This is a genomic window from Paenibacillus sp. VTT E-133291, from assembly GCF_002264395.1.
GTDB lineage: Bacteria > Bacillota > Bacilli > Paenibacillales > Paenibacillaceae > Paenibacillus_AQ > Paenibacillus_AQ nitricinens.
The window spans coordinates 63,400-86,833 of sequence record NZ_NFVA01000010.1 but is presented as its reverse complement, the minus strand read 5'-3'; the positions used below and the strand labels follow the sequence as shown (position 1 = coordinate 86,833).

The following is a 23,434-nucleotide window of genomic DNA, read 5'->3' as shown; positions in this document are numbered from 1 at the left end:
GTTGACATTAGTAACGCCCACCTTGATCTTCTAAGCGACGACGTTCTTTTCTGCGACGGAAGAAGGACATCACGAGCATTACGAGCACATAGATAGCAAGCATATTAATGACGAATCCTAGAATGTTACCGAAGGCACCCATACCGGCGAACATTCCGCCGAACAGTAACCCTGCCAAACCACCGATCATCATACCTTTCATTAAGCCGCCACCGCTGAAGAATCCCCGTTTCGTATTTGCAGTAGATCCTGCTGTGGAGCTTTTAGTGCTATCGCTTTTCCTTACGTTATCGGTTGTTGATTTTTTTGGAGTTGTTGAATAACTACGAGTGCCGGATTTAAATCCGCCACCACCTCGCTTCGCATCCACAAAGTTCGGGGTAGCTACGGCGAAAAAAAGTGTGAAGGCCATTACAATCATCATTACGCGTTTCATTGGTTTCATTTAGTACGAAAACCCTCCTGTGAGTATAAAATTTGTGTGCATGTTCAGTATTACGCAGCTAGTCCTACTAGGTTTCAATTTTTATTTAAAATATAAGAAAGTTTATGCTTGTCATAACTTATACTTTTTTAATCGAAAAAAGCGTGGATCCAGGATCCACGCAATCAAGTGTTATAAGGTTGTTACTTAAATTATTTATACCCATCAACGACAAGTTCAAGCGCTCCGGTAGCCGGATCGATGATCATGCCATGCACAGGTACATTTGGGGGGAGTAATGGATGCTTATTGATCAGACTCACAGTTTGAGCTACCCCTTCTTGGATATTGTCAAACCCGCGTAGCCATTTCGTTAGCTTGATCCCGGAATTCTCCAGCGTGTTCAGCACCTCTTCGGATACTCCACGTTCTTTAATGGAATTGATCATATGGTCGGCGTTGAGGGAAGCCATACCGCATTCATAGTGCCCAACAACGATAACTTCCTCCGCGTCAAGTTCATATAAAGCAACCATGACACTACGCATAACACTACCAAAGGGCTGCGAAATAACCGCTCCGGCATTTTTGATGATTTTGACATCACCGTTCTTAAAGTTCATCGCTTTTGGTAATAGTTCAACCAGACGGGTATCCATACAGGTGATAATCAACATTTTTTTATCTGGATAGCGACTAGTTAAATACGCTTCATACTCTTTATTCTCTACAAAACTCTTATTAAAGCTAATAATATCGGATACATGGCTCATGGCTGTTTTTCCTCCCTATAATCACTAAAATGTACTTACATTACGCATATCTCTGACCAGGATATTTTTTCCGTAAATCTGTGAATCACTGTCTAGCTTAAAGGAAGAGAATCTTTCCTCGGCATCCAGACGCATCTTGTCCTCATAAAAGATTTCCTGCTGGCGGCTTACGATAAAGGGAAGGGAATCACTTTCCATCCTGGAATCGCCGTCCTCCATTTCTGAAACAATTAGTAATACATTAATTCCGTCACACCCGCAGCCTTCCGTATCATAAAAGAGCTTGAAAAATCCTGGCCGATCTTCAAGCCTTTCCTTCAACTTCCTTTCTGCGAGAGGTGTAACCTGAATCATCATAGCCGCTTCACGCTCCTTCAAATTTTGTGCGAAGCAAGTCTTGCTTCTTATGTAACCCATTGAATATTTTAAATTAGAGATGTAATCTCTGAAGTTGATTATACTCATTCAAAAAAGTATCATCAAGAGGAGTCGGCAAAACAGAGAAAGCAGGTGTAATAAAATGGAACAGCAAGTGAAGGAACAGTGGGAAAAATTTAGCGAGTTATTATCAAAAATAAGTGGATATTCAGAGGCCATAGAATTACTTCACTGGGATTTGCGCACCGGTGCGCCGCGTAAGGGCGTAGAGGTTCGTTCGGGTACGATAGGGATGCTAAGTGGAGAACTGTTTAGACTTGGTATTTCGGAGGAAATGGGAGAATTTACAGCATTTTTTACCCGTCCTGAAGTGATTAGCCAGCTAACTCATGATCAGCAGAAAATCGTTACCGATTGCCGTAAAGAATATGAGCGCAGCAAGAGCATCCCTTCCAAAAGATTTGAGGAGTACGCTGTCCTATCCGCGCATTCTCAAACCATTTGGGAAGAAGCCAAGGAGAACGATGATTTTGTCACTTTTGAGCCTTACTTAAGCAAGATCGTTGCTCTAAAGCAAGAGTTTATCGACTACTGGGGTATAAAGGGAACGCGCTACGATACGCTTTTGGATATGTACGAGCCTGATCTAACAGTAGAGAAAGTAGATGAAGTATTCAGCCGTCTGCGCAGCCGCTTGGTTCCATTGGTAGAAGCTATCGCTGCTTCGCCGAATAAACCGGACACAAGTTTTTTGCAGCAGATCTTCCCTAAAGAACAGCAGGAAAAGTTCGGCAACTTTATTTTAGAGCAAATGGGCTACGATTTTGACGCGGGTCGTTTAGATGAGAGTGTGCATCCTTTTGCTACAGGATTGAATCCAGGCGACGTTCGTATTACGACCGCCTACCTGCTTGATAATGTGACTAGTGCCATATTCAGTTCACTGCATGAAGGCGGACATGCGCTTTATGAGCAAAATATCAGCAAGGATTTTGTTGGAACACCACTGGCACAAGGTGCATCGATGGGGATTCATGAATCTCAGTCGAGACTATGGGAGAACATGATCGGACGCAGCCGGGCTTTCTGGCAACGTTATTATGGGGATCTTCAACAACAATTCCCGGAGCAGCTTGCAAATGTGGAGTTGGAAGATTTCTACCGGGCGATCAACAGCGTGGAAAATTCCTTTATCCGGATCGAAGCAGATGAGCTTACATACAATCTGCACATTATCGTGCGTTATGAGATCGAGAAGCTTATTTTTAATGAGGGTCTTTCTGTAAAAGATTTGCCTCAGGTATGGAATGCTAAGTATCAAGAGTATTTGGGTATTACTCCGCCTTCTAACGCTCTTGGTGTGCTGCAAGATGTCCATTGGTCTGGCGGGGATTTCGGATACTTTGCTTCCTACTCCTTAGGTAATATGTACGCTGCACAGATTCTGAATACACTTCGCAAAGAGTTACCGGAGTTTGATGAGTTAATTGCTGCAGGGAAGCTACTACCTATTAAAGAGTGGCTAACCGATAAGATCTATCGTTTCGGCAATAGCTTAACGCCTTCACAAATTATTGAGCAAGTAACGGGAGAACCACTGAGTCCAGATTATTTAGCTGATTATTTAGAAGCGAAGTATACGGAGATTTACAAACTGTAATCAAGTAGGATACGCGTGGTATAATAGAAAGAAAGCTTAAACGGAAGGATATGGATATGGCAAATACTCACACCTACAGCCGGAGAGAAGAAGTCGCGAATGCGATTACGCACGGGATTGGAACGGTATTAAGCGTGGCTGCACTTGTTCTGCTTGTTGTTTTTGCAAGTCTGAAAGGAACGACATGGCATGTGGTCAGCTTCTCCATCTATGGAACGACAATGCTGCTTCTGTATCTGAATTCAACACTAGTGCATAGTCTCAAAGAGGGTAAGGCGAAGGATTTGTTCGAATTTTTCGATCATTCCGCTATTTATCTGTTTATTGCTGGCACGTATACCCCCTTTTTGTTAGTCGCCATTCGGGGAACGCTTGGATGGAGTTTGTTCGGCGTTATTTGGGGAATCGCAGTGTTCGGCGTTTTCTTCAAGGCATTTTTTGTTAAAAAGTTTCTGTTCATGTCAACCATATTCTACATTGCAATGGGCTGGCTGATTGTAATCGCTTGGAACCCTCTTTCGGCTGTTGTAGCTGACGGAGGAATGATCCTGCTGATGGCTGGAGGTATACTCTATACATTAGGTACTGTTTTTTATGTATGGAGAGGGTTTCCATACCATCATGCGATTTGGCATGTATTTGTCCTTGCGGGTAGTGTCACACACTTCTTCGCCGTATTGATTTATGTACTGCCGATCCAATAATTTCAAGCGAATTTATTGCGTGAAAAAGGGATTTTTAATAAAGAAAGAGATGACAAGCAAAAATGCTTGACATCTCTCTTTCTTTTAGGTATCATAAGGGACGTTGTGAAGGTGTAAAGTGTTTTTCCTTGACGAAGGGAGTGCCCTTAATGAGTCAGGAGAATAGGCTCGAGAAAACGAATCGTATCAATCTGCTTTTTGCCTTTTATGAACGACTGCTTACAAATAAGCAGCAAACGTTTCTTAAATATTATTTTCACGACGATTTTTCCTTGGGAGAGATTGCCGCTGAATTTGAAATCAGCCGCCAAGCCGTTTATGAACATATTAAACGGGCGGAGCAAGTCTTAGAAAATTATGAAGAAAAACTTGGTTTATTAGTGAAGCATGAGAGTCGTACCAAATATTTAGAAGAACTGCGCAGACTGCCGGAAAATGGGATGCTGCCTGAGCAATATAAACTTCGGTTCGCGGAGATCGTGGATCGCTTGCAGAGGTTAGAGTAGCATGAAGGGAGAAACTGCATATGGCGTTTGAAGGTTTAACCGGAAGATTGCAGAATGTGTTCAGCAAGCTGCGCGGTAAAGGTAAAGTATCCGAAGATGATGTGAACGAAGCTATGCGCGAAGTACGGTTGGCCCTTCTGGAAGCCGACGTTAACTTCAAGGTAGTTAAAGAATTCGTGGCTAAGGTGAAAGAAAAGTCTATTGGCACAGAAGTGATGGACAGCTTTACACCTGGGATGGTCATTATCGACATCGTTAACAAGGAACTAACCGAACTGATGGGCGGAAGCCAAGCGAAGCTGGCCAAGTCGAACAAGCCACCAACTGTCATTATGATGGCGGGTTTACAAGGGGCGGGTAAGACAACCACTTCGGGTAAGCTGGCCAAGCTATTACAGAAGGGCAATCATCGTCCATTGCTTGTTGCGGCAGATATTTATCGCCCTGCTGCGATCAAACAGCTTCAAGTACTTGGAGAACAAATTAAAGTTCCAGTATTCTCGCTGGGTGATCAGACTAGTCCGGTGGAGATTGCCAGACAAGCTGTACAACATGCGAAGGATAACGGACTTGATTATGTAATTATTGATACTGCAGGCCGCCTGCACATTGATGAAGAATTGATGGAAGAACTGAAGCAGATTCGGGGCATTGTAAATCCTGATGAAGTTCTGCTAGTAGTAGATGCAATGACTGGTCAAGACGCCGTGAACGTAGCTGAGAGCTTTAATAAGCAGCTTGAGCTTACAGGGGTTGTATTGACGAAGCTTGACGGCGATAGCCGCGGTGGTGCTGCACTATCCGTCAAAGCCGTAACTGGTTGCCCGATCAAATTCGCTGCGTTAGGTGAGAAGATTGACGCATTGGAGCCGTTCCATCCGGAACGTATGGCTTCGCGGATTTTGGGTATGGGCGACATGTTGTCGCTGATTGAGAAAGCGCAAGCGAACATTGACACTGATAAAGCTAAGGAAATGGAACGTAAGATGCGCAATGCAGAATTTACGTTTGATGATTTCCTTGAGCAAATGGATCAGGTGAAGAAGCTTGGCCCGATCGATCAAATTCTTGACATGCTGCCTGGCATGAACAAAGCCAAGGGCATTAAGGATTTGAAGGTTGACGACAAGCAAATGGGCCGCGTTGAAGCCATAGTTCATTCTATGACTAAGACGGAAAAGCGTCAGCCCGAGATCATCAACCATAACCGCCGCAAACGTATTGCTGCTGGTAGCGGAACTTCGGTTGCTGAGGTCAACCGCCTCATTAAGCAATTTGATGAGATGCGTAAGATGATGAAGCAATTCTCAGGCATGATGGGCGGAGGCGGCAAAGCCTCTAAGAAGAATGCGATGAAGCAGCTTAAAGGTCTAGGTGGAAAGGGTATGAAGTTCCCTTTTAAATGATCTTGCTGTTCTAATATCTCGAAACTATTATAAGGAGGTGATTTTTCGTGGCAGTACGTATTCGTCTGAAAAGAATGGGAGCGCATAAAGCGCCTTTCTATCGTGTAGTGGTTTCCGATTCCCGGTCCCCTCGTGACGGTCGTTTTATCGAGGAAATCGGTTATTATAATCCGATTGAACAACCGGCAGTAGTTAAGATCGATGAGGAAAAAGCTCTTAAATGGCTTCAAACAGGTGCGCAAGCATCTGATACAGTACGCAACTTGCTTTCCAAAGCAGGCGTAATGAAGAAGTTTCATGAGCTTAAGCAACAGAAATAATGACTGATTGCGAGGGTCCTCTATGGAAGAATTAGTTGGAGTAATTGCTAAGGCTTTAGTGGATCATCCAGAAGATGTGACGGTACGAGCGGTGGAGAAGGATCACCTAATTGTCTATGAACTGTCCGTACATCCTGATGATGTTGGAAAGGTCATTGGCAAACAAGGAAGGATCGCTAAGGCACTCCGTACAGTGGTCACATCTGCAGCAGTCAAGAGCGATAAACGCGTAACTGTAGATATTTTATCTTAAATGATGCGTACAATGAGGGGCTAGGGATAGTATATCCCGGCTCCTTTTTGTTCAAATATAGATTAGATGAAGCTTGTAAAGGAGAGGGTTGTATGACAGAAGAGTTAACCGTAGGCAGACTTGTGAACACACATGGTATTCGCGGTGAGATTAAAGTTCTATCCCATACCGATTTCCCTGATGTTCGTTTTGCTGCAGGTAAGAAGCTGCAGGTGATCCCTGCAGATGGCAGTTCTAAATTCGAAGTAACAGTAGAATCCGCTCGTGAGCACAAGGGTATGTTCATCGTTAAGCTTAAAGGGTATACGAACATCAATGAAGTGGAAAAATATAAAGGAAGCCTCCTGAAGGTTCCGAGTAATGATCTGGTGGATCTCCCTGAGAACGAATACTACTTCCACCAAATCGTCGGTTGTGAGGTATACACGGATGAAGATGAAAACAAACCACTCGGTACGATTACAGAAATCTTACAGCCTGGTGCGAATGATGTATGGGTTGTTAAGCCTGCAAAAGGACAAGACATCCTAATTCCTGTAATTAACGATGTAGTCCTGAATGTGGATATAGAAGCCAAGCGAATTATTGTTCATTTGATGGAAGGGCTATTGCCATGATGAGAATTGATGTGCTTACGCTCTTTCCAGAAATGTGCGAAGGCGTATTCAGCACAAGTATTCTTGGTAAAGCACGTGAAAAAGGAATCGTCTCCTTAAATGCTGTGAACTTCCGTGATTTCTCGGGAAATAAGCATAATAGTGTGGATGATACACCGTATGGCGGTGGCGGGGGCATGGTGCTCAAGCCGGATCCAATTTTTAATGCAGTCGAGCATGTGCTTGGTACACCGAACGAGGAAGAACGCAATGGAACTGATGAAGAGGTTTCTGTGAAGCCGCGTATCATTCTTATGTGCCCACAAGGAAAAACTTACAATCAGAAGATTGCAGAGGAACTGGCGCAAGAGCAGCATCTAATCTTCATATGTGGGCATTATGAGGGATATGATGAGCGGATTCGTGAGCATCTGGTAACAGATGAACTTTCAATGGGTGATTATGTGCTTACAGGTGGAGAGTTGCCTGCATTGACGGTTATAGATTCCATAGTCCGGCTTCAGCCGGGGGCACTTGGAAATGAAACCTCTGCGATATCTGACTCGTTCAGCACGGGACTGCTAGAATATCCACACTACACACGTCCTGCCGAGTTTCGTGGCTGGAAGGTGCCGGATATTTTGCTGAGTGGTCATCATGCTAACATCGACATATGGCGGAGAGAGCAGGCACTGTTGCGCACATTGGAACGCAGACCGGACCTGCTTGAGACTGCAGAGCTTACATTGAAAGACAAAAAGACACTGGAACGTCTAAGAAATGTGGACAAGCCGGAGTGATAATTTAATGAAACAGGTATAGTTGACGTCTTTTTAACGTATCTTACGTTGAGGAGGCGTTTTTGTTATGTGTACCTGAGAACAAATCAAATAATAGTTTTCAAAATAATATGAGTATTGGTGCGTTAAAAGCTTCTTTTTAGGGTAATGAATAGAGGTGCCGCACTAATATATGCAGCTGATCACGCAGCAAGCTTAACTATTGAAGGGAATGAACTGAAGTGACTACGAAGACGCATGAAGAATTCAAGCCTAACGTGGACACAATCCACAAGGAGGCGGAGCCGCTCCGCACCGTGAATGATATTATCGATTTTTATACAAATCGCAATTCCCATTCGCCATTTAAAGAGTGAACATATAAGATTGAATGTTAGGGATTGACCGCCGCGTAAATAAAACCATTAGAAACAGTGAATGTGTTCGCTGTCGCTAATGGTTTTATTATTATTGTTAAATAACCACTTTCCAATGAGATCTAGCATCTCAGCGAAAAGTGGTTATTTTTTGAAATTATAAGAAAGTATATGATTCACGATATACTTTATCCTTATAATTCTCGCACAAACGCTTACCGTCCTTAAAAGGACGCCTAAGGCGTTTTAGCTTGCTATAAGAGTTCGTGGAGGCACATGTTATTCTTTGCGTAAGATTCTGTGTACTCCTGTAAGGAGTGAGTAAAGCGCAACACATACGAGAACAGTAACAGCCCATGCATAGTTGCGGACGGTGTAAGTAAGTGAAGCTAAAATAACGAAAATGGTGATACGCAGTACGCCTTCTTTAATAAACTGTTTTCTTTCTACATTCATGAGATTGGCCTCCTCGAATGGATGTGATATTGCGGACTGCAAGCTGAAGATAGGTCTTACATTATCTATAGCCTTAAGGAATACGAAAGATACAAGGATCGAAAAAAGTAAATATTAACCCAAAGTCCGACCTATGTAAGTTCGCCGTTACCGACCTGTACTCCTACACATAGATTATATCATTACGAACAAGGAGGAGTACACTAGTGGAAGCTTATTATAACTGTTTGCGTTGTAAAGATAGAAGGGTACGGATTCTGACTAGAGATGGTAGACAGCACGAAGGCGTTATTACAGATGTAGATAGATACAATGTTTACTTAAGAACTGGAAATGGTTCTGTGCATACTTCTGCGTTTTATGGAAATCCTTATGCCGGAAATCAGATCTTAACTCTGAGTCTGTTCACTCTGCTGGCCATCGCATTAATCTAATCATTTGGAACCAAAAACAGACCGCTCGGGTTTCCCGGACGGTCTGTTTATTACTGATTACTGTACTGTAATTGCACCAATATTTGAGCTTAGGGACAGCAAAGGTCCGCCTCCATTGATATCGGTCTTTCCACCTTCTACACCCTTGATTTGCCCGAGATCACTATTGGCTTCCAGGCTGCATTTCATACCATCGGCCAGGACAGCACTGAGGCTGCCGACCTCTGTTTTGGCTTTTAGGCTGCTATCATCCTTCATCCCTGCTATATCCATTCTTATACTGCCAGTATCGGATTCTACAGTGGATTTCCCAGTGATTTTAGCCCCTTCAATATTGATGGCTCCGACGTTGCTGACGATATGATAATTACCCTCTAAATTACGAAGGCGAATTTGACCTACGTTATTTGTGATTTTATATTTATTCATGCTGGCGGGGAGCTCTATATTATAGCTTATGCTAAAATCTGAATATCCATATTTGTCTTGCGCCCATGTCCATAAGTCCTTCTTAGGACTTGTTTTGGAATGCGTAGACACCTTCAAAGTATCACCACTGACCTCTACTAAAATTTCAGCATCATCCATAATCTTTTGGCGGTCAGACGTATGGAGAGAGCTGTTGTGGGATGAGATCGTTGCATTTACATGGATCAGATCTCCTGTAACAGCTGTTACTTCTATTTCTCCTACTGCATTGTCCATGCTGAGCACGGATGCTGAACCGATCGCTTGCGATACGGAGAGTTCTTTGTTAATGCTGTCTGCTTTAACTTCATCAACTACCTTAGTAGCTGTTTCCTCAACAGCTTGCTGCACAGTTGCAGCTGCTTTTCCTAGCTCTTGCTTGACAACTTCACCAAAGTTCTGGTGCGCATCCTCAGAAATACTTTTTTCAACCTCATTTTTGGCAGATTGTCTGCCTGGTAATTCAGTGCAACCCGCCAAAAGTACGATAGATAATACGGCTACTGCTGCTAACACACTATTATTATTCCTTTTCCTCATTGAACAAACTCCTCCTCGAATATGGGTGTATGTGATCTGACATATGTGATTTCGTTATGTACTTCTGTAAGTATAGCTTATGGGATTTATCTGTAAAAACGGCTGGAGGCGGGTTATTATACTGGACCAAAGACTAGGTCTCAAAAGTGTTCACTACACTTCGATTTTTAATTGTGCTAAAATAAATGAAAGATCACTCGCTGAATAAATACGGTTACGATACATATTTAAAAGGGCGCAGAAATCCTCATATTGTATACAGATATAGACCGTTACCTCACTTGCAGAACAGGGCGGTCTTTTTACTTTCTTTCTTTAATAAATCTTGAAGGGTGGAGGGAGCCAAATGAAATATGTAGCCATTTTGCTTGCCTTAGTAGTTTTGACAGGCGTATATTTTTTAGTCTGGAAACGGAAAATAAATACCACAAAAAATTATCCGCGTACTACACGGAGTAATGTAATCTCAATGGATAGTCATCGTAAAGCCAAACAGAGCCCAGGGGAGCAGCCCTGCTCTTCTTGTAAGAAGAAGAATGGAAAGCTTGTCTTCTATGCACAAGATAACGGAACTGTGGTTGGTCTATGTAAAGATTGCCAATCGAAGGCGAAAAAAAGAGATATGCTACCGCTTTAAATAGAAAAAATAAGTTGTATTAGCCCGTCCTTTATGGTATTATTATCTCTGTTGTGTGGAATACGGTGGTCCGCTGCGGATAATGAAGGAGAGCAAAGTTCTCTCCGGAAGAGGCAAGAACACCTGTACGGAAGGAGGAAGTCCTTAATGAATATCCTACAAGCTATTACGCAAGAGCAACTTCGTAAAGATATCCCGAGTTTTCGCCCGGGTGACACTTTGAAGGTGCATGTAAAAGTAATCGAGGGAACTCGTGAGCGTATCCAGTTGTTCGAAGGCGTTGTAATCAAACGTCGTGGCGGTGGAATCAGTGAGACTTTTACGGTTCGTAAAATTTCTTACGGTGTTGGTGTGGAAAGAACATTCCCAATCAACTCGCCTAAAATCGAGAAAATCGAAGTGGCTCGTCGTGGTAAAGTGCGTCGTGCTAAACTTTATTATCTTCGTGAACTACGTGGTAAAGCAGCGAGAATTAAAGAAATTCGTCGCTAGAATAGTGACAAAGGAAAGGGGCTTGAGTTCAAGCTCCTTTCGTTTTATTATTTTTTGAAAATATAAGAAAGCATAAGTTCCACGTTATACATTATTCTTATATTTCTCGCATAAACGCTTACCGTCCTTAAAGGACGCTGAGGGCGTTTTAGCTTGGTATATAATGCGTGCGACATATACGCTTGGGGATCAGCTTCTCCGAAAAGGCCTCCTGAAGGAGTATCTGTGGAGGGGTTTTTGGCAGGAGTTTTTTTGTGTTGTATAGTAAGAGTAGTATTAAGAGAGGACGGTGAACTATGCAGCAGGAACAAAGTGAAACTTTGGATTCAAGCGCGCAGAACCCACGTAAACCCAAAAACGAAGTCTTGGAATGGATCAAGGCCATTGCGATTGCTTTAGTGTTGGTTTTTCTGATTCGCTGGCTTTTGTTCAAGCCTTTTATTGTAGATGGACCTTCCATGCAGCCTAATTTCCATACTGGAGAACGTGTTATCGTAAATGAGATTTTGTACGATATTAGATCTCCACAGCGGGGCGAGGTTATAGTATTCCACGTGCCTTCTGAGGGCAGAGATTTTATTAAACGTGTAATTGGTGTGGCTGGAGATACCGTGAAAGTAGAAGGGGATGTAGTTACAGTTAACGGAGAAGTTGTTAACGAGACATATATCCAAGGCGCTATTGATGCTGCGCATAGTAACAACGCTCTGTATAATAATAAAGACTTCCCGAATGAAAAGTTCACGGATGGTACTGTACCTGAAGGACATGTTTTCGTTATGGGAGATAATCGCTCGGATAGTACGGATAGCCGAATGATCGGTTATGTACCTCTAGGTGATATTGTGGGCCGGGCTGATTTAATCTTCTGGCCGATAAAGGATATTACACTGATTAACCATTAAGTTGACAGAAGTCAAAGGAGGTGACGGCAATGGCCATTCAATGGTTTCCTGGTCATATGACGAAGGCTAGGCGGCAAATCGAGGATAAGCTGAAGCTGATTGATGTTGTAATAGAATTGCTCGATTCCCGTCTGCCGCTTTCCAGCCGCAATCCGATGATTGACGATATTTTGCGGGACAAGCCAAGATTGATTATTTTGAACAAGGCGGATCTGGCAGATCCTGAAATTACACGGAAATGGCTGGCGTACTTCAAGGGACAAGGGCATGTTGCTTATCCTGTTGATGCATCTACTGGAACGGGTGTTAAGGATATTCCAGAGCAGGTCAAACTGTTGTTAAAAGAAAAGATTGACCGGCAGATCACAAGGGGAATGAATCCGCGAGCTATGCGTGCATTGATCGTTGGTATTCCTAACGTTGGTAAATCAACACTCATTAACCGGATGGCTGGTAAGAGTATTGCTGCTACTGGGGACCGCCCAGGGGTAACCAAGGGTCAACAGTGGATTAAGACAGGCGGCAACTTGGAGCTTCTGGATACCCCAGGTATACTATGGCCGAGGTTTGAGGACCAAGAAGTAGGTTATCGCCTAGCGGTAACGGGTGCAATAAAGGAAGAAATCCTGAATATTGAGGACATTGCCTTTTATGCAGTGAAATATTTGGTGAAGGACTACGGTTCTAGATTTCAAGAACGCTTTGGCATTGAGAAGCTTCCTGAGGATCTGGAGAATCCAGATGAGATCGTAGCTGTTATGGAAGCTGTGGGTCGTAAACGCGGTTGTCTAATTAGCGGTGGACGTGTAGATCTGGAAAAAGCTTCGCGGGCCTTGTTACATGAGCTACGGGCAGGTAAGCTTGGACGCTTTACGCTGGAAACGCCTTAAGTGGTGTGAAAGCTGCGTTTAATGGACTAGGTATGGAAGAGCCATCCGAAATTTCGGAGGCTCTTTTTTTATGGGAATGGATCAAATTGGAACGCCTATTTTAAGATGACCATGTAAGCTTTACTATGATAAGCTGACTTATATAGATCATAGAATAATTCATAATTGGCGGTGACAAATTAGTGAGTTCGTTAGATATGTTGGCCTATGAAAAAGAAGGCTGGGAACAGTCTTATCGCCGAATAGCAGGCGTAGATGAAGTAGGAAGAGGATGCTTGTTTGGGGACGTTGTCGCAGCAGCGGTGATTTTGCCGGAGGGGCTTATTATTGATGGTGTAAATGATTCCAAAAAACTTACAGCGAAGAAGAGAGAGGCTTTATACGAGATTATAATGGAGCAAGCGCTGGCAGTGGGTGTGGGTTATGTGGATTCTAATGTTATTGATGAAATTAATATCAAGCAGGCTTCACGTCTTGCCATGAAAAAAGCGGTAGAGAGTCTGGAACACACTCCTGACTATATGCTGATCGATGCTGAAAAGGTAGATCTCCCTTTGCCGCAACAGGCAATTATTAAAGGAGATGCTAATAGTCAGTCCATTGCTGCGGCTTCGATTATTGCTAAAGTAACACGAGACAGGCTGTGTGAAGGTCTTTGGGAGGAATTATACCCTGATTATGGGATTGCGATACATAAAGGTTACGCGACCAAGCTTCACCGGGAACAAATTACAGCTCTAGGTCCAACACCTATGCATCGACGCAGTTTTATTGGGCGGATTCTCGCGGAGCAGCAAACGTTATTCTAGAAGCAATGCTTAAAAAAGTAGGATGAATACCGATATAGTAAGAAGAGAGAAAATGGAGGGAGGAGAAACGGTATGAATATCGGAACATTGATCCGTGGATTGCTTGGAGATCAAAAACCGGGTGCGGCGAAGTCTTTAGAATTAAAAGAAGGGCAAGTTGTCCGTGGTGTTGTTCTCTCTGTATCGGATTCAGGCAAAGAAGCGGTTGTGCAAATCCAAGGTACACCTGTTCGTGCGGAATTAGAGACACCATTACTGCCTGGAGAAACCATGAACTTACAGGTCGGATCACCCGGAGAAGGCGGATTGCCCGTATTGAAGCCGGTCTCCCTCGGTGAAACGGCGTTAGTCACTCCCCAAAGCATGGGTGAGGCTTTGGAGTCGCTAGGATTAGCTGATTCCAAAGCAGGTCGAGAAATCGTACTAGCGATGCAAGCAGGAGGCGTTCCGCTTACAAAAGAGACAGCGGCTCTGCTGGATGCGGTAATGAGTGCAAAACCAGCTGGTGTGCCTGCTTCAGAGTGGCTTGACGCAGCAGTCATTTCTGTAAAGCGGGGACTACCCGTTACAGCTGAGAGTGTGAAAGGATTGCAGCAGGCTGTATTTGGCCCGCAGCTGCATCAGCTTTTATCAGCACTGGAAGATCAGATTACAATATGGGCAGGTCAAATTGCTAATGATGAAACAATTACAGCAGAATCTAAGGCTGGAATGGGTACAAATACTGGTAAACTTGAAATCTCGGTAACTGCAGGTGCTGGAAGTGGGAATAACATGGGAGTTGTAGAGGGAGACGCTACAGAAGCAGACTCTTTACAATCGGCAGCTAAAGGAAATGGACAAGCTACAACTAAAATTGCTGATGGGACTATCGCAAGCGGAAGTACTGCTCTTTCGGAAGGAGCAACTGAAGGTGCTCTGAAACCGGTTGAACAAGGTGCGCCAGTCAAGGTGACTCTTAATATAGCTTCTGAGAATGAAACGGTGATAGGAACTGGCAAGCCAGTTGTAGTTGATGAGACAGGTGAAGGGACTCAGATCCTGAAGGGTGGTATTGTTACAGAGTCTATGGCTGGTAAATCAACACCTGCCATGATATCCGGCGCTCTAAATAGTGCTTTAAGCGCTCAAGCTGATCGTGCAGCGAATAATCCTATCCGTTCTAGCGAAGTTGAGATTCAAGGGAATGCCTTGAATTTGAATAAGGATGGGGCATTGGATAATGTTATACATGCGGATAAGAGTCTGGCTGCCTCGATGGATAAGAGAGGGGCTATGCCGGGTGGCGCGAGTGTGAGCGCCGAAGGTCCTGCTGCTGGTGCGGCGCCCCACGCAGCAAGTGGTGCCGCCCTGCTCGCGAAGCTGCAGGGCGTGCTCACCGAGCTGCGCGGCAGCTTGCCGCAGCTCGCTCTGGTCCCGCCCGCTGACGCGGCGGGAGCAAGCCCTGCCCCCGCTGCTGCGCCGCGCGGGGAGACCCCGGCTGCGACGGCTTCGCCGGTGCAGCCGGACACCGCCCCATCCGCGGACGCGGAGTCGTGGGTGGGGCGGGTGCTGAAGCTGCTCGGTGCGGAGCACGAGCAGCAGGCGGTGCGCGGCGGCGCAATAGCCGCCGCTGAGACGGCCCGCGCGGCGGCAGGTACGGCCGCGCTTGGCAGTGCGGGTGTCGGTGGCGAACAAGCCACCGACACCTTAAAGGGCGTGCTGCTGCAGATCATGAGCAGCAGCGAGGTGCCGCCCGCGGTAAAAGAAGCCGCGAGCGGACTAGTGCAGCAGCTGACAGGACAACAGCTGCTGCTCAATACAGATCGAACGGCTCCTTTCGCGCAAGTAACTTTGTTCTTGCCGCTGCAAGGTCCAGATGGGCAGGAGACAGCTTCCGTTCATATTCAGTCGCGTCGGGGACGCAAGGGTGAATTAGATGCTGCCAATTGCAGGCTCTGGTTTGATTTGGATATGAAGCAGCTCGGCCAGACACTGGTTGATGTGCAGGTTGTTGATCGAATCGTTAGTCTTAAGCTGCATAATGATCATCCTTGGGTGCTTGAGCTGTTGGAACAGCGGCGTGATGACATTAAAACGGCAGTAGAATCTATTGGTTATCAGTTGTCGGGATTAAGAACTGAACCTTTGCCAGAATTAAAGCTATCTACAGAACTTGCCAATCCCCATAGTAAGCTTGTTGATTATGTTCCTGATGTTTATAAAGGAGTGGATTACCGTATATGAACGAGAATGAGCCTGTACCTCTAATTTCACAAGGGCTCAAAAAAGCGGTCGCTCTCAAATATAGCCCAGGACAAAGCGAGGCACCTGTCGTTGTTGCCAAAGGACAAGGGGCGATAGCGGATCTGATTCTGCAAAAAGCTAAAGAGAGTGGGGTTGCTGTCCAAGAGGACGCAGCTCTCGTAGAAGTTCTTTCAAAGCTCGATCTAGATCAACAGATTCCATCTGAACTTTATCAGCTAGTGGCTGAAATCCTCAGCTTTGTGTATCAGAGCGACCGTTCCGCCGGTGAACGGAGACCGGAATGAAAGAGCCATACACAAGAGAACGCTACAACCGCAAACAGAAGGGAGCCGCTGCTGAAGAAGGGGCTGTGCAGTACTTATCTACCTGTGGGTACAAGATCTTAGAACGAAATTGGCGTTGTCGAACCGGAGAACTTGATATTATTGCGGAGAATGAAGGCTGTATTATTATTGTTGAAGTTCGCAGTCGTAGTGGAGAGCTATATCAAGGGACTCCGGAGGAATCTGTGAATACAAGAAAAATACATCAAGTGCGAAATACGGCACAGGTTTATTTGCATATGAAAGGTTATGATGATCGAAGAGTAACTTTTGACGTCATTAGCATTTTACTGAATGAAGATTTAAGCATCGCTTCTTTGGGGCATATACGTGAGGCTTTTTAAGCTGCACCCCATATTCTCACGCCATTCATTATGGGCACTAGCATTCTTATGAAAAAAGTCTTTACATAGCCTCCGCACAGTGGGTCATTTCTCAAAAGAAATGGGTAAACATTAGAGTAACTTTTTAATGTCATCATGAGGAGGGCTGTTTAAGTGAAGAATAAACCTTTTGAAATGCAGGTTAGTTTTGCTTGCCAATATTGCCAGCAGAAGATTGAAGTGAAATTTACCGCAGAGCCAGTATCCGTTGTCTGTTGTGCAAATTGCAATAAGAACTTCACGGTTATGCGGCCCACTATAGCTGAGGAAATATTAATCGATTGGAAAAATGAGGCGCTATTTCAAAAAATCCGTGCTGATAAATCACAAAACAGCAATAGCAGTCTCTTAGCGCTTGTTATAAAAGTCATAGAGCTTCTTACATGGCGAGATAAAGGAAATGGACAGGTGGAAGCGATTAAAGAAATGCGTGGCTGGCTCATTGAGAATGAAGAGACTCCCCCTCTAGCTGAACTGATCCAGAGCGATAATAAAAAACGATCACATAAGCGGCGTGACTGGTGATAATCATACAAACTATGATCAAAAAAGAAAGAAGGGTGAATATGGCTAACGTTTTTTTTACATCCGACCATCATTTTGGCCATAAGTTGATTATTGATTTTGAATCCAGACCCTTTATAGATGTGGGGCAAATGAATGAAGCTATGATTGAGAGTTGGAATTCGGTAGTGAATCCGGATGATAAAGTGTTTCATTTGGGAGACTTTTCGTTTCTTAATAAGGAAGCGACACGTGCTATTGTGGAGAGGTTACATGGCTATAAGATTTTAATTCTCGGCAATCATGATCGGGGACGCGGTCGGGATTGGTGGCTTGAAGCAGGCTTTGACGAGGTTAGTGAATATCCGCTGATTTATAAGGATTTCTTCTTTCTCTCTCACGAGCCTATGTATATGAATAAACATATGCCTTACGTAAATGTGCATGGTCATATTCACGGACAAAAATATGAAGGAAAGAATTATTTTAACATTTGTGTAGAGCATTGGAGCTATAAACCATTGACTTTTGAACAGATTAGGGACTCTGTCATAGTTAGTGAAGAAGGTTAATGTGGGTCTAAATGATTATTTATGCGTGTTAATGCAATTTGATGTTTATTAATAATTCTTGATTACGCTAAGATTTCATATATATAATGAGATATGTAGCTAATTTATTACCGGAAAATAAGGAAGCACCTTTTTTCTTGAAGATGTGACACCCAAACAGGGGTGTATTTCAGGAGACGAGGTGTTTTTATGTATGGAAAAATGCATAGTGCATGTCTGTATGGAATTGAGGGGGTAATGATAGGTGTAGAAATTGATCTTGCGAATGGATTGCCACAGACAAATATCATTGGTCTGCCTGATTCTGCGATTCGTGAGGCAGTAGAACGAGTAAGAGCCGCTATTAAGAACTGTGGTTATCGTTATCCCCAGCAGCGCATTACGATAAATCTAGCACCAGCCGACTTACGAAAAGAAGGATCTGCCTTTGACCTAGCGATTGCTCTGGGGATACTGATAACTAGTGGACAACTGATAATGCCCTCAGCCCATGAGGTGCTTTTTATTGGAGAGCTTGCGCTTGACGGTAGTCTGCGTCCAGTATCAGGTGTTCTACCAATGGTGGAAGCTGCGCGTAAGAATGGATTTAAGGCTGTACTGCTTCCTGAAGGAAATGCTGCTGAGGCAGCTTTGATCAGTGGCATAAATATATACGCAATCAACCATTTGCGTGCATTACCGAACCCGGAAGAATCACCATCCAATTCAGCTAAGGGTATAAAAGGGGAAGACGAACAGAATCAACGGTATGGAAGAGTTTCCGAAGAGATGACTTCTTTATCATCTCTTCCTTTTCCTGTAACTGTGACCAAGGGGATAGAAGCTAATGAACGATCTCCGGTTCTACTTCTTTCTTTGGAACATCTTAAATATACCCCGATTTACGGTGCATCTGAGGACGCCTCATATGTAATGAACGAGATGATGGATGATTACAGTGATGTGCTAGGGCAACAACATGTAAAAAGAGCCCTAACCATTGCGGCAGCTGGCATGCATAATATACTACTTATCGGTCCACCGGGTACAGGGAAGACGATGCTGATTAAACGCCTTCCAAGTATCCTTCCGAAATTGTCTGAGAGTGAGGCGCTTGAGGTAACTAAAATTTTTAGCGCAGCAGGAACTTTGAAAGATGCCCACAATGGTTTGCTGCGCAGACGTCCTTTTCGCTCCCCACATCATACGATATCGGCTGATGCGGTAATATAACGGGTGAATGTAATTTCCAAATCTAGTCCAGTCATTATCTAAAACTCACAACGAATCATCAACCAACCTATGTACGCCGACCTGACAAACACAAACAACCTCACAGAGCCGTGAGGTTGTTTGTGTTACTGGGTTATAAGAGAAGGCATTTTTTTCTCAAAATACGAAATATTACAGAAAATAACACTACCATCTTCCCCGTAAAGAATATTTTGAGTAGGTCCTTCAATGGATTGCAGCAAATTCCCCGAAGCATCATAGAGATCTCCACCAACATAAATAATATTACCGGATGCCTTGATATGTCCCATGATTGGTTTAACTCTTTGCGTCCAAAGTAGATTGCCATCTTTATCAAGACCCGATAAAAGCTGTTTGATATTGTGAAGTACCACGATGGTTCCATTGGAAAGAACCGCAACGTCATCAATACGCCCTGCTTTAGTGCCCACATCCGTTTTCCATAGTTGTTTTCCCGTTAAATCATAGGCGAGCATATACGAAGGTGATCCGTATTGTTGCGTTTTTAATGGCACATATATCACTTTCGAATCTGGGCTTGTAGTGATTTCGCCAAGTATCGTATTTTTAGGACCTTTAATAGAAAATAACTTTCGGTCTTTTTTGTACACGTCCATTGTATTTTCCAACCACACGCTCCAGATACCATACCCTATATCTGGGCTTGGGATTTTGAGTTCATTGGCGCTAAATTTCACATCGTATACGGACTTACCTTCCAGTGTGAAGGCTTGAACGCGAGATTGCATATATGCAATGAAAATCTCCTTAGTTGCAACAATGTTGACGCTCTCACTGAATTTTTTTGTCCATCGCACTTTGCCCAATGTATCATAAGCGGTCACTTTGGCACCAATGGCGGTATATACACGCCCTTTACCATCCGTGGTCATATACATTTCTTCATGATGAGGACCATAAATGGACCAGTTAACCTTGCCGTCTTTGGAAAAAGAAACAAGTTTCCCGCGATCTCCGGATAAAAAGACACCGTAGGCAGTGCCGTCTTTGGTCACAGACATTTCTCGAATTGTATCGTTTCCAGGAAAGTTGTAACGATAACTGGGATCAGCGAACATACGGTTAGGGAAAACAATAAACAAACATAACAATGCTACAAAAAGTCCTGTGATTATTTTTTTTACCATTATAATTACATCCTTTCGTGTTATTTGTAAGCATATTAAGACTGATCGAAGTATAATTACATTATTTAACTGGCTTAGATCTCATGAATAAAGATCATATAATTTACTAATTACTGTTGGAGAAGCTCTTTCCAGAGCATCGTGGAAAAATGTTCAAATCACGACTGTAGAAGCAACACGTGAACAGAACATAAGATGCAATATTCATGCGTTGAAGTGACGTCTGTAACTCATAATGGAATAAAGTATGATGCCCCTGTAAAGATCTTTAATTAGTTTTCAAAATTGCTGGTCATAAATTTAGGAGGGATTGTCAAAAAAAGTAAAAAGCCGCCGTAGTCGACGGATTTTTCTTTTCACCATAATTTAAGCTACTTTGATCGTTTGAGAATCGAAGGGTAGTTGGTATTATTCATGTAATGTTTGAAAAGAAAACCGGTTGAGTCTTCAGGGTATGATGTATAAACAACCACCTTGTCATTCTTTAAGATAATAGTCCCTTTACCTTCTTCGCCAGACCAATTATCGGTAAATTTAAAGTATCCGATTCCTTTTTCATTAAAAGTTACTGTTACTTTATCGCTATGAGCCTCACGGCTATTTTCTCCATTTTTACCCATATACCAGAGCGTAATTAATTCTATTGTCCCTGCATTTCCTTTGATATTTGTAATTTCAAGAATATCTCCGGATCCATCTACTACGTTAGTCCAAGAACCTTTGTAATCTGCTACCTTAACCGCCTTACTAGCTGTCTTCGAACTAGCTGCAAACGTCGAAGTAGTAGCTGTTGTAAAAAAAATACAAAGACAACTACATACACTTATTACATAAATCATTTTTTTAAAAGACATTCAAATCTCCCCCCAGTGAATTTTTTATTTAGAATTATTATACATAAATTCAATTACCAGTGATAGAGATGTTTAATAAACAATCTTTGAACCGCATGTAGAGGAAAAGTAAGAGATAGCTGAGCTGAATTAGTTTAGCGATTATTCTGTCTCTTGTATTGATTAGCGTTTATGTAGTTAAATTCAAAAAACTAAATATTGATCATCCAGAATACTCGAGATTATGTTTGGACTATTCAATTTCATTAGGATTTTGTTCGACGCGATGTCTATGGTATTAAGGGCAAGTAGAAGTGGATTTCCGAACGGTACACCTAGAATTACTTCATAAAATGCCGGGAACAACATTCTACAATATACAGGATAAAAAGAAATGCAATTCAAGAAAACGCCATAGTGGTTAGAAGCTGTTCATCAAATTTTATACCAATAGATTCTTGATCAGTATCTACATATACTCCACAAGCAGGTGAGTGGGTACCCACCACTTCTCTATAAATAATAGCGGAAAGAGAAGTTAGCAAAACTGATAAAAAAGAGCTTCTTTTAGATAATGGTAATGATAAATGAGTAAAAATTAAAATAACAATAGAATTTCAATTTATCTAATGATATTATATTGATTAATTAACCAAATATGGAAAGTGGGATATGTATGAAAAAAGGTTTGTTTTCATTTTTATTATTCATGTTTTTTTGCTCCATTGATCCATATGGATCAGTCTTTGCGAACGCTAACGATGATTCCATTGAGCAAGCAACAACCATCAATCTTAACGAGACATACTCAGGTGTTTTAGATACTGACAGTGACATTAACTTTTATAAGTTTACTACTACTTCTAATGGAAAAGTAAATATCAGCATGGCGAATAAACCAAATAAAGGTTGGAATTATCAGCTTTTTGATGACACGGGTAAGTCATTTGATTGGTATCAGTCAACCGATTACAGCGAGTTGGCAAAAGGCAACACGGAAAGCGGCATTGGCTTGCCTGCAGGAACTTATTATTTAAGAGTAAGTAGGACTTTATATTATGTCGAAGGAATCCCCTACTCTCTACAAGTGAAATTTACAGCAGGGGAATTTTTTGAAAAAGAATTTAATAATGATTTATTAAGTGCAAGTTCGCTTGTTCTAAACAAGCAATATGAAGCTCACTTACAATATGATAGCGATGTTGATTTCTATAAATTCGATTTGCCCTCGAGTGGAAAAGTAACAATCAGCATGGTGAATAAATCAAAAATAGGTTGGAATTATCAGCTTTATGATGACACGGGTAAGTCATTCGAATGGTATCAGTCGACCGATTACAGTGAGTTGGCAAAAGGTAACACGGAAAGCGGCATAGGCTTGCCTGCTGGAACTTATTATTTAAGAGTAAGTAAGACTACATATAATGTCGAAGGAATCCCCTACTCTCTACAAGTGAAATTTACAGCAGGGGAGTTTTTTGAAAAAGAATTCAATAATGATCTATCCAGTGCAAGTCCTCTTGTCCTAAACAAGCAATATGAAGCTCACTTACAGTATAATAGTGATGTTGATTTCTATAAATTCAATTTACCATCGAGTGCAAAAGTAGCAATTAGCATGATTAATAAATCAAATATAGGTTGGAATTATCAGCTTTATGATTCCACCGGTAAGTCATTTGATTGGTATCAGTCGACCGATTACAGTAACCTCTCTAAAGGAAGCACACAATCAATAGCTTCACTCCCTGCGGGTGAATATTATTTAAGAATAAGTTATGCAACCAGTAATGTTGATGGAGTGCCCTATTATTTCAAGGTATCAGCAGCATCAAATTCCTTGAATCTTAAACAGATTTTGATTTCAAACGGTAAAGGTGCTAATGATTCGGTTACAATTAATAAGTTGAAAAAGGGTGACGTTATTAAGGTCTACGACAGTAAAGGTAAGCTATTAGTTACATCAATTGCAGTCGTAAGCGGACAAAACTCAGTGAAAATCAAATTGCCACAAATTGGGGCTGGAACAGGACAATTAAAGATTTCAATCACAAATACGGGACTCCTTGAAAGCACTGCGATCATTGTCCCATTCGATAAAGAAAAATAAGGTTTCATCAAAAGAGGAAGTGGCAGAAGCCCTTCCTCTTTTAACTGAAATTCAAACTAAAAAAGCGAGATTTAGAAAATTGAGTTAGGTTTGAAACCGAACTTTTTCCCAGAAGTGTCCTCTATTAAGTATAAAAATCATACTAATACGATTCACAGTGGTATTATGAACCGATATTCCTCTTCAATTCGCGAATATTATGCGATCAATATTGGGCAGTATGAAGAAAAACTTTCACAACTTATTCGCATCGTGTATCGGTTTAGCCTTATGT

General features: G+C 42.6%; 27 protein-coding genes and 1 pseudogene. 21 read left to right on the top strand and 7 right to left on the bottom strand.

The window, feature by feature from the left end:
- Positions 1–7: 7 nt before the first annotated feature.
- The 3 genes from CA598_RS06995 to CA598_RS06985 form a co-directional block, all read right to left on the bottom strand.
- Positions 8–436: a membrane protein gene (locus tag CA598_RS06995; RefSeq protein ID WP_042194151.1), complete on the bottom strand. Its 429-nt coding sequence runs from the start codon at positions 434–436 to the stop codon at positions 8–10.
- Positions 437–636: 200 nt separating this feature from the next.
- On the bottom strand, positions 637–1,197 hold the full coding sequence (locus CA598_RS06990) for a beta-class carbonic anhydrase (RefSeq protein WP_094869581.1): 561 nt from the start codon (positions 1,195–1,197) through the stop codon (positions 637–639).
- Positions 1,198–1,221: 24 nt separating this feature from the next.
- Positions 1,222–1,554 (bottom strand): iron-sulfur cluster biosynthesis family protein, encoded by a 333-nt coding sequence (locus CA598_RS06985; protein WP_094869582.1) that lies wholly within the window; start codon positions 1,552–1,554, stop codon positions 1,222–1,224.
- A 163-nt stretch (positions 1,555–1,717) separates the two neighbouring features.
- Between CA598_RS06985 and CA598_RS06980 the strand changes: the two genes are divergently transcribed.
- The 8 genes from CA598_RS06980 to trmD all read left to right on the top strand — a co-directional run bounded on the left by CA598_RS06980 (position 1,718) and on the right by trmD (position 7,820).
- Complete coding sequence (locus CA598_RS06980) at positions 1,718–3,235, top strand: carboxypeptidase M32 (protein ID WP_094876038.1); 1,518 nt, start codon at positions 1,718–1,720, stop codon at positions 3,233–3,235.
- Between the two features lie 56 nt (positions 3,236–3,291).
- Positions 3,292–3,939: a PAQR family membrane homeostasis protein TrhA gene (gene trhA / locus CA598_RS06975; protein ID WP_042189474.1), complete on the top strand. Its 648-nt coding sequence runs from the start codon at positions 3,292–3,294 to the stop codon at positions 3,937–3,939.
- Between the two features lie 149 nt (positions 3,940–4,088).
- Positions 4,089–4,445 (top strand): YlxM family DNA-binding protein, encoded by a 357-nt coding sequence (gene ylxM / locus CA598_RS06970; RefSeq protein ID WP_094876037.1) that lies wholly within the window; start codon positions 4,089–4,091, stop codon positions 4,443–4,445.
- A 20-nt stretch (positions 4,446–4,465) separates the two neighbouring features.
- Positions 4,466–5,851 (top strand): signal recognition particle protein, encoded by a 1,386-nt coding sequence (gene ffh / locus CA598_RS06965; protein WP_094869584.1) that lies wholly within the window; start codon positions 4,466–4,468, stop codon positions 5,849–5,851.
- 47 nt (positions 5,852–5,898) lie between these two features.
- The gene (gene rpsP / locus CA598_RS06960) at positions 5,899–6,171 is read left to right on the top strand and encodes a 30S ribosomal protein S16 (protein WP_036688604.1); all 273 of its coding nucleotides are present in this window, start codon (positions 5,899–5,901) and stop codon (positions 6,169–6,171) included.
- Between the two features lie 22 nt (positions 6,172–6,193).
- Positions 6,194–6,424: a KH domain-containing protein gene (locus CA598_RS06955; protein WP_042128982.1), complete on the top strand. Its 231-nt coding sequence runs from the start codon at positions 6,194–6,196 to the stop codon at positions 6,422–6,424.
- Between the two features lie 92 nt (positions 6,425–6,516).
- Positions 6,517–7,041, top strand: a complete 525-nt coding sequence (gene rimM / locus CA598_RS06950) for a ribosome maturation factor RimM (RefSeq protein WP_042189470.1) — start codon at positions 6,517–6,519, stop codon at positions 7,039–7,041.
- Positions 7,041–7,820 (top strand): tRNA (guanosine(37)-N1)-methyltransferase TrmD, encoded by a 780-nt coding sequence (trmD, locus tag CA598_RS06945; RefSeq protein WP_094876050.1) that lies wholly within the window; start codon positions 7,041–7,043, stop codon positions 7,818–7,820. Before rimM ends, trmD begins: the two co-directional genes overlap by 1 nt.
- A 635-nt stretch (positions 7,821–8,455) precedes the next feature.
- On the opposite strand, the gene CA598_RS32180 is transcribed toward trmD, so the two are convergent.
- A complete protein-coding gene (locus CA598_RS32180) occupies positions 8,456–8,632 on the bottom strand; it encodes a hypothetical protein (protein ID WP_179283606.1) in 177 nt (58 codons plus the stop codon).
- A 206-nt stretch (positions 8,633–8,838) separates the two neighbouring features.
- On the opposite strand from CA598_RS32180, the gene CA598_RS06940 reads away from it, so the two are divergent.
- Complete coding sequence (locus CA598_RS06940; RefSeq protein WP_094869586.1) at positions 8,839–9,066, top strand: hypothetical protein; 228 nt, start codon at positions 8,839–8,841, stop codon at positions 9,064–9,066.
- Positions 9,067–9,123: 57 nt separating this feature from the next.
- On the opposite strand, the gene CA598_RS06935 is transcribed toward CA598_RS06940, so the two are convergent.
- Positions 9,124–10,074, bottom strand: a complete 951-nt coding sequence (locus CA598_RS06935; RefSeq protein WP_094876036.1) for a hypothetical protein — start codon at positions 10,072–10,074, stop codon at positions 9,124–9,126.
- A gap of 346 nt (positions 10,075–10,420) precedes the next feature.
- Between CA598_RS06935 and CA598_RS06930 the strand changes: the two genes are divergently transcribed.
- From CA598_RS06930 to CA598_RS06880, 11 genes and pseudogenes are all read left to right on the top strand, one after another.
- The gene (locus CA598_RS06930) at positions 10,421–10,711 is read left to right on the top strand and encodes a hypothetical protein (protein WP_094869588.1); all 291 of its coding nucleotides are present in this window, start codon (positions 10,421–10,423) and stop codon (positions 10,709–10,711) included.
- A 147-nt stretch (positions 10,712–10,858) separates the two neighbouring features.
- The gene (rplS, locus tag CA598_RS06925) at positions 10,859–11,203 is read left to right on the top strand and encodes a 50S ribosomal protein L19 (protein ID WP_042128973.1); all 345 of its coding nucleotides are present in this window, start codon (positions 10,859–10,861) and stop codon (positions 11,201–11,203) included.
- Between the two features lie 296 nt (positions 11,204–11,499).
- Positions 11,500–12,108 carry a signal peptidase I gene (gene lepB, locus CA598_RS06920; protein WP_094869589.1) on the top strand — a complete coding sequence of 203 codons (609 nt, stop codon included), beginning with the start codon at positions 11,500–11,502 and terminating at the stop codon, positions 12,106–12,108.
- 29 nt (positions 12,109–12,137) lie between these two features.
- Positions 12,138–12,998: a ribosome biogenesis GTPase YlqF gene (gene ylqF, locus CA598_RS06915; protein ID WP_094869590.1), complete on the top strand. Its 861-nt coding sequence runs from the start codon at positions 12,138–12,140 to the stop codon at positions 12,996–12,998.
- 197 nt (positions 12,999–13,195) lie between these two features.
- Positions 13,196–13,807 carry a ribonuclease HII gene (locus CA598_RS06910; RefSeq protein ID WP_094876035.1) on the top strand — a complete coding sequence of 204 codons (612 nt, stop codon included), beginning with the start codon at positions 13,196–13,198 and terminating at the stop codon, positions 13,805–13,807.
- Between the two features lie 72 nt (positions 13,808–13,879).
- Positions 13,880–16,033 (top strand): hypothetical protein, encoded by a 2,154-nt coding sequence (locus CA598_RS06905; protein ID WP_094876034.1) that lies wholly within the window; start codon positions 13,880–13,882, stop codon positions 16,031–16,033.
- Positions 16,030–16,338 (top strand): EscU/YscU/HrcU family type III secretion system export apparatus switch protein, encoded by a 309-nt coding sequence (locus CA598_RS06900; RefSeq protein ID WP_094876033.1) that lies wholly within the window; start codon positions 16,030–16,032, stop codon positions 16,336–16,338. The genes CA598_RS06905 and CA598_RS06900 overlap by 4 nt, the downstream gene beginning before the upstream one ends.
- Entirely contained in the window at positions 16,335–16,721 is a 387-nt protein-coding gene (locus CA598_RS06895; protein WP_094869594.1) for a YraN family protein, read from the top strand. The genes CA598_RS06900 and CA598_RS06895 overlap by 4 nt, the downstream gene beginning before the upstream one ends.
- A 153-nt stretch (positions 16,722–16,874) precedes the next feature.
- Positions 16,875–17,285, top strand: coding sequence for a hypothetical protein (locus tag CA598_RS06890; protein WP_094876032.1), 411 nt, complete (start codon positions 16,875–16,877; stop codon positions 17,283–17,285).
- Between the two features lie 41 nt (positions 17,286–17,326).
- Complete coding sequence (locus tag CA598_RS06885) at positions 17,327–17,836, top strand: phosphoesterase (RefSeq protein ID WP_094869596.1); 510 nt, start codon at positions 17,327–17,329, stop codon at positions 17,834–17,836.
- A gap of 189 nt (positions 17,837–18,025) precedes the next feature.
- Positions 18,026–19,045: pseudogene (locus CA598_RS06880) on the top strand (YifB family Mg chelatase-like AAA ATPase); the annotation flags it as partial.
- 128 nt (positions 19,046–19,173) lie between these two features.
- Here the strand turns inward: CA598_RS06880 and CA598_RS06875 are convergent.
- Both CA598_RS06875 and CA598_RS06870 read right to left on the bottom strand, forming a co-directional pair.
- Positions 19,174–20,217 carry an outer membrane protein assembly factor BamB family protein gene (locus tag CA598_RS06875; RefSeq protein WP_094876030.1) on the bottom strand — a complete coding sequence of 348 codons (1,044 nt, stop codon included), beginning with the start codon at positions 20,215–20,217 and terminating at the stop codon, positions 19,174–19,176.
- A gap of 371 nt (positions 20,218–20,588) precedes the next feature.
- Positions 20,589–21,071, bottom strand: coding sequence for a hypothetical protein (locus CA598_RS06870; protein ID WP_094876029.1), 483 nt, complete (start codon positions 21,069–21,071; stop codon positions 20,589–20,591).
- A 655-nt stretch (positions 21,072–21,726) separates the two neighbouring features.
- Here CA598_RS06870 and CA598_RS06865 point away from each other — a divergent pair.
- Complete coding sequence (locus tag CA598_RS06865) at positions 21,727–23,160, top strand: PPC domain-containing protein (RefSeq protein WP_179283605.1); 1,434 nt, start codon at positions 21,727–21,729, stop codon at positions 23,158–23,160.
- The last annotated feature ends 274 nt before the right edge of the window (positions 23,161–23,434 follow it).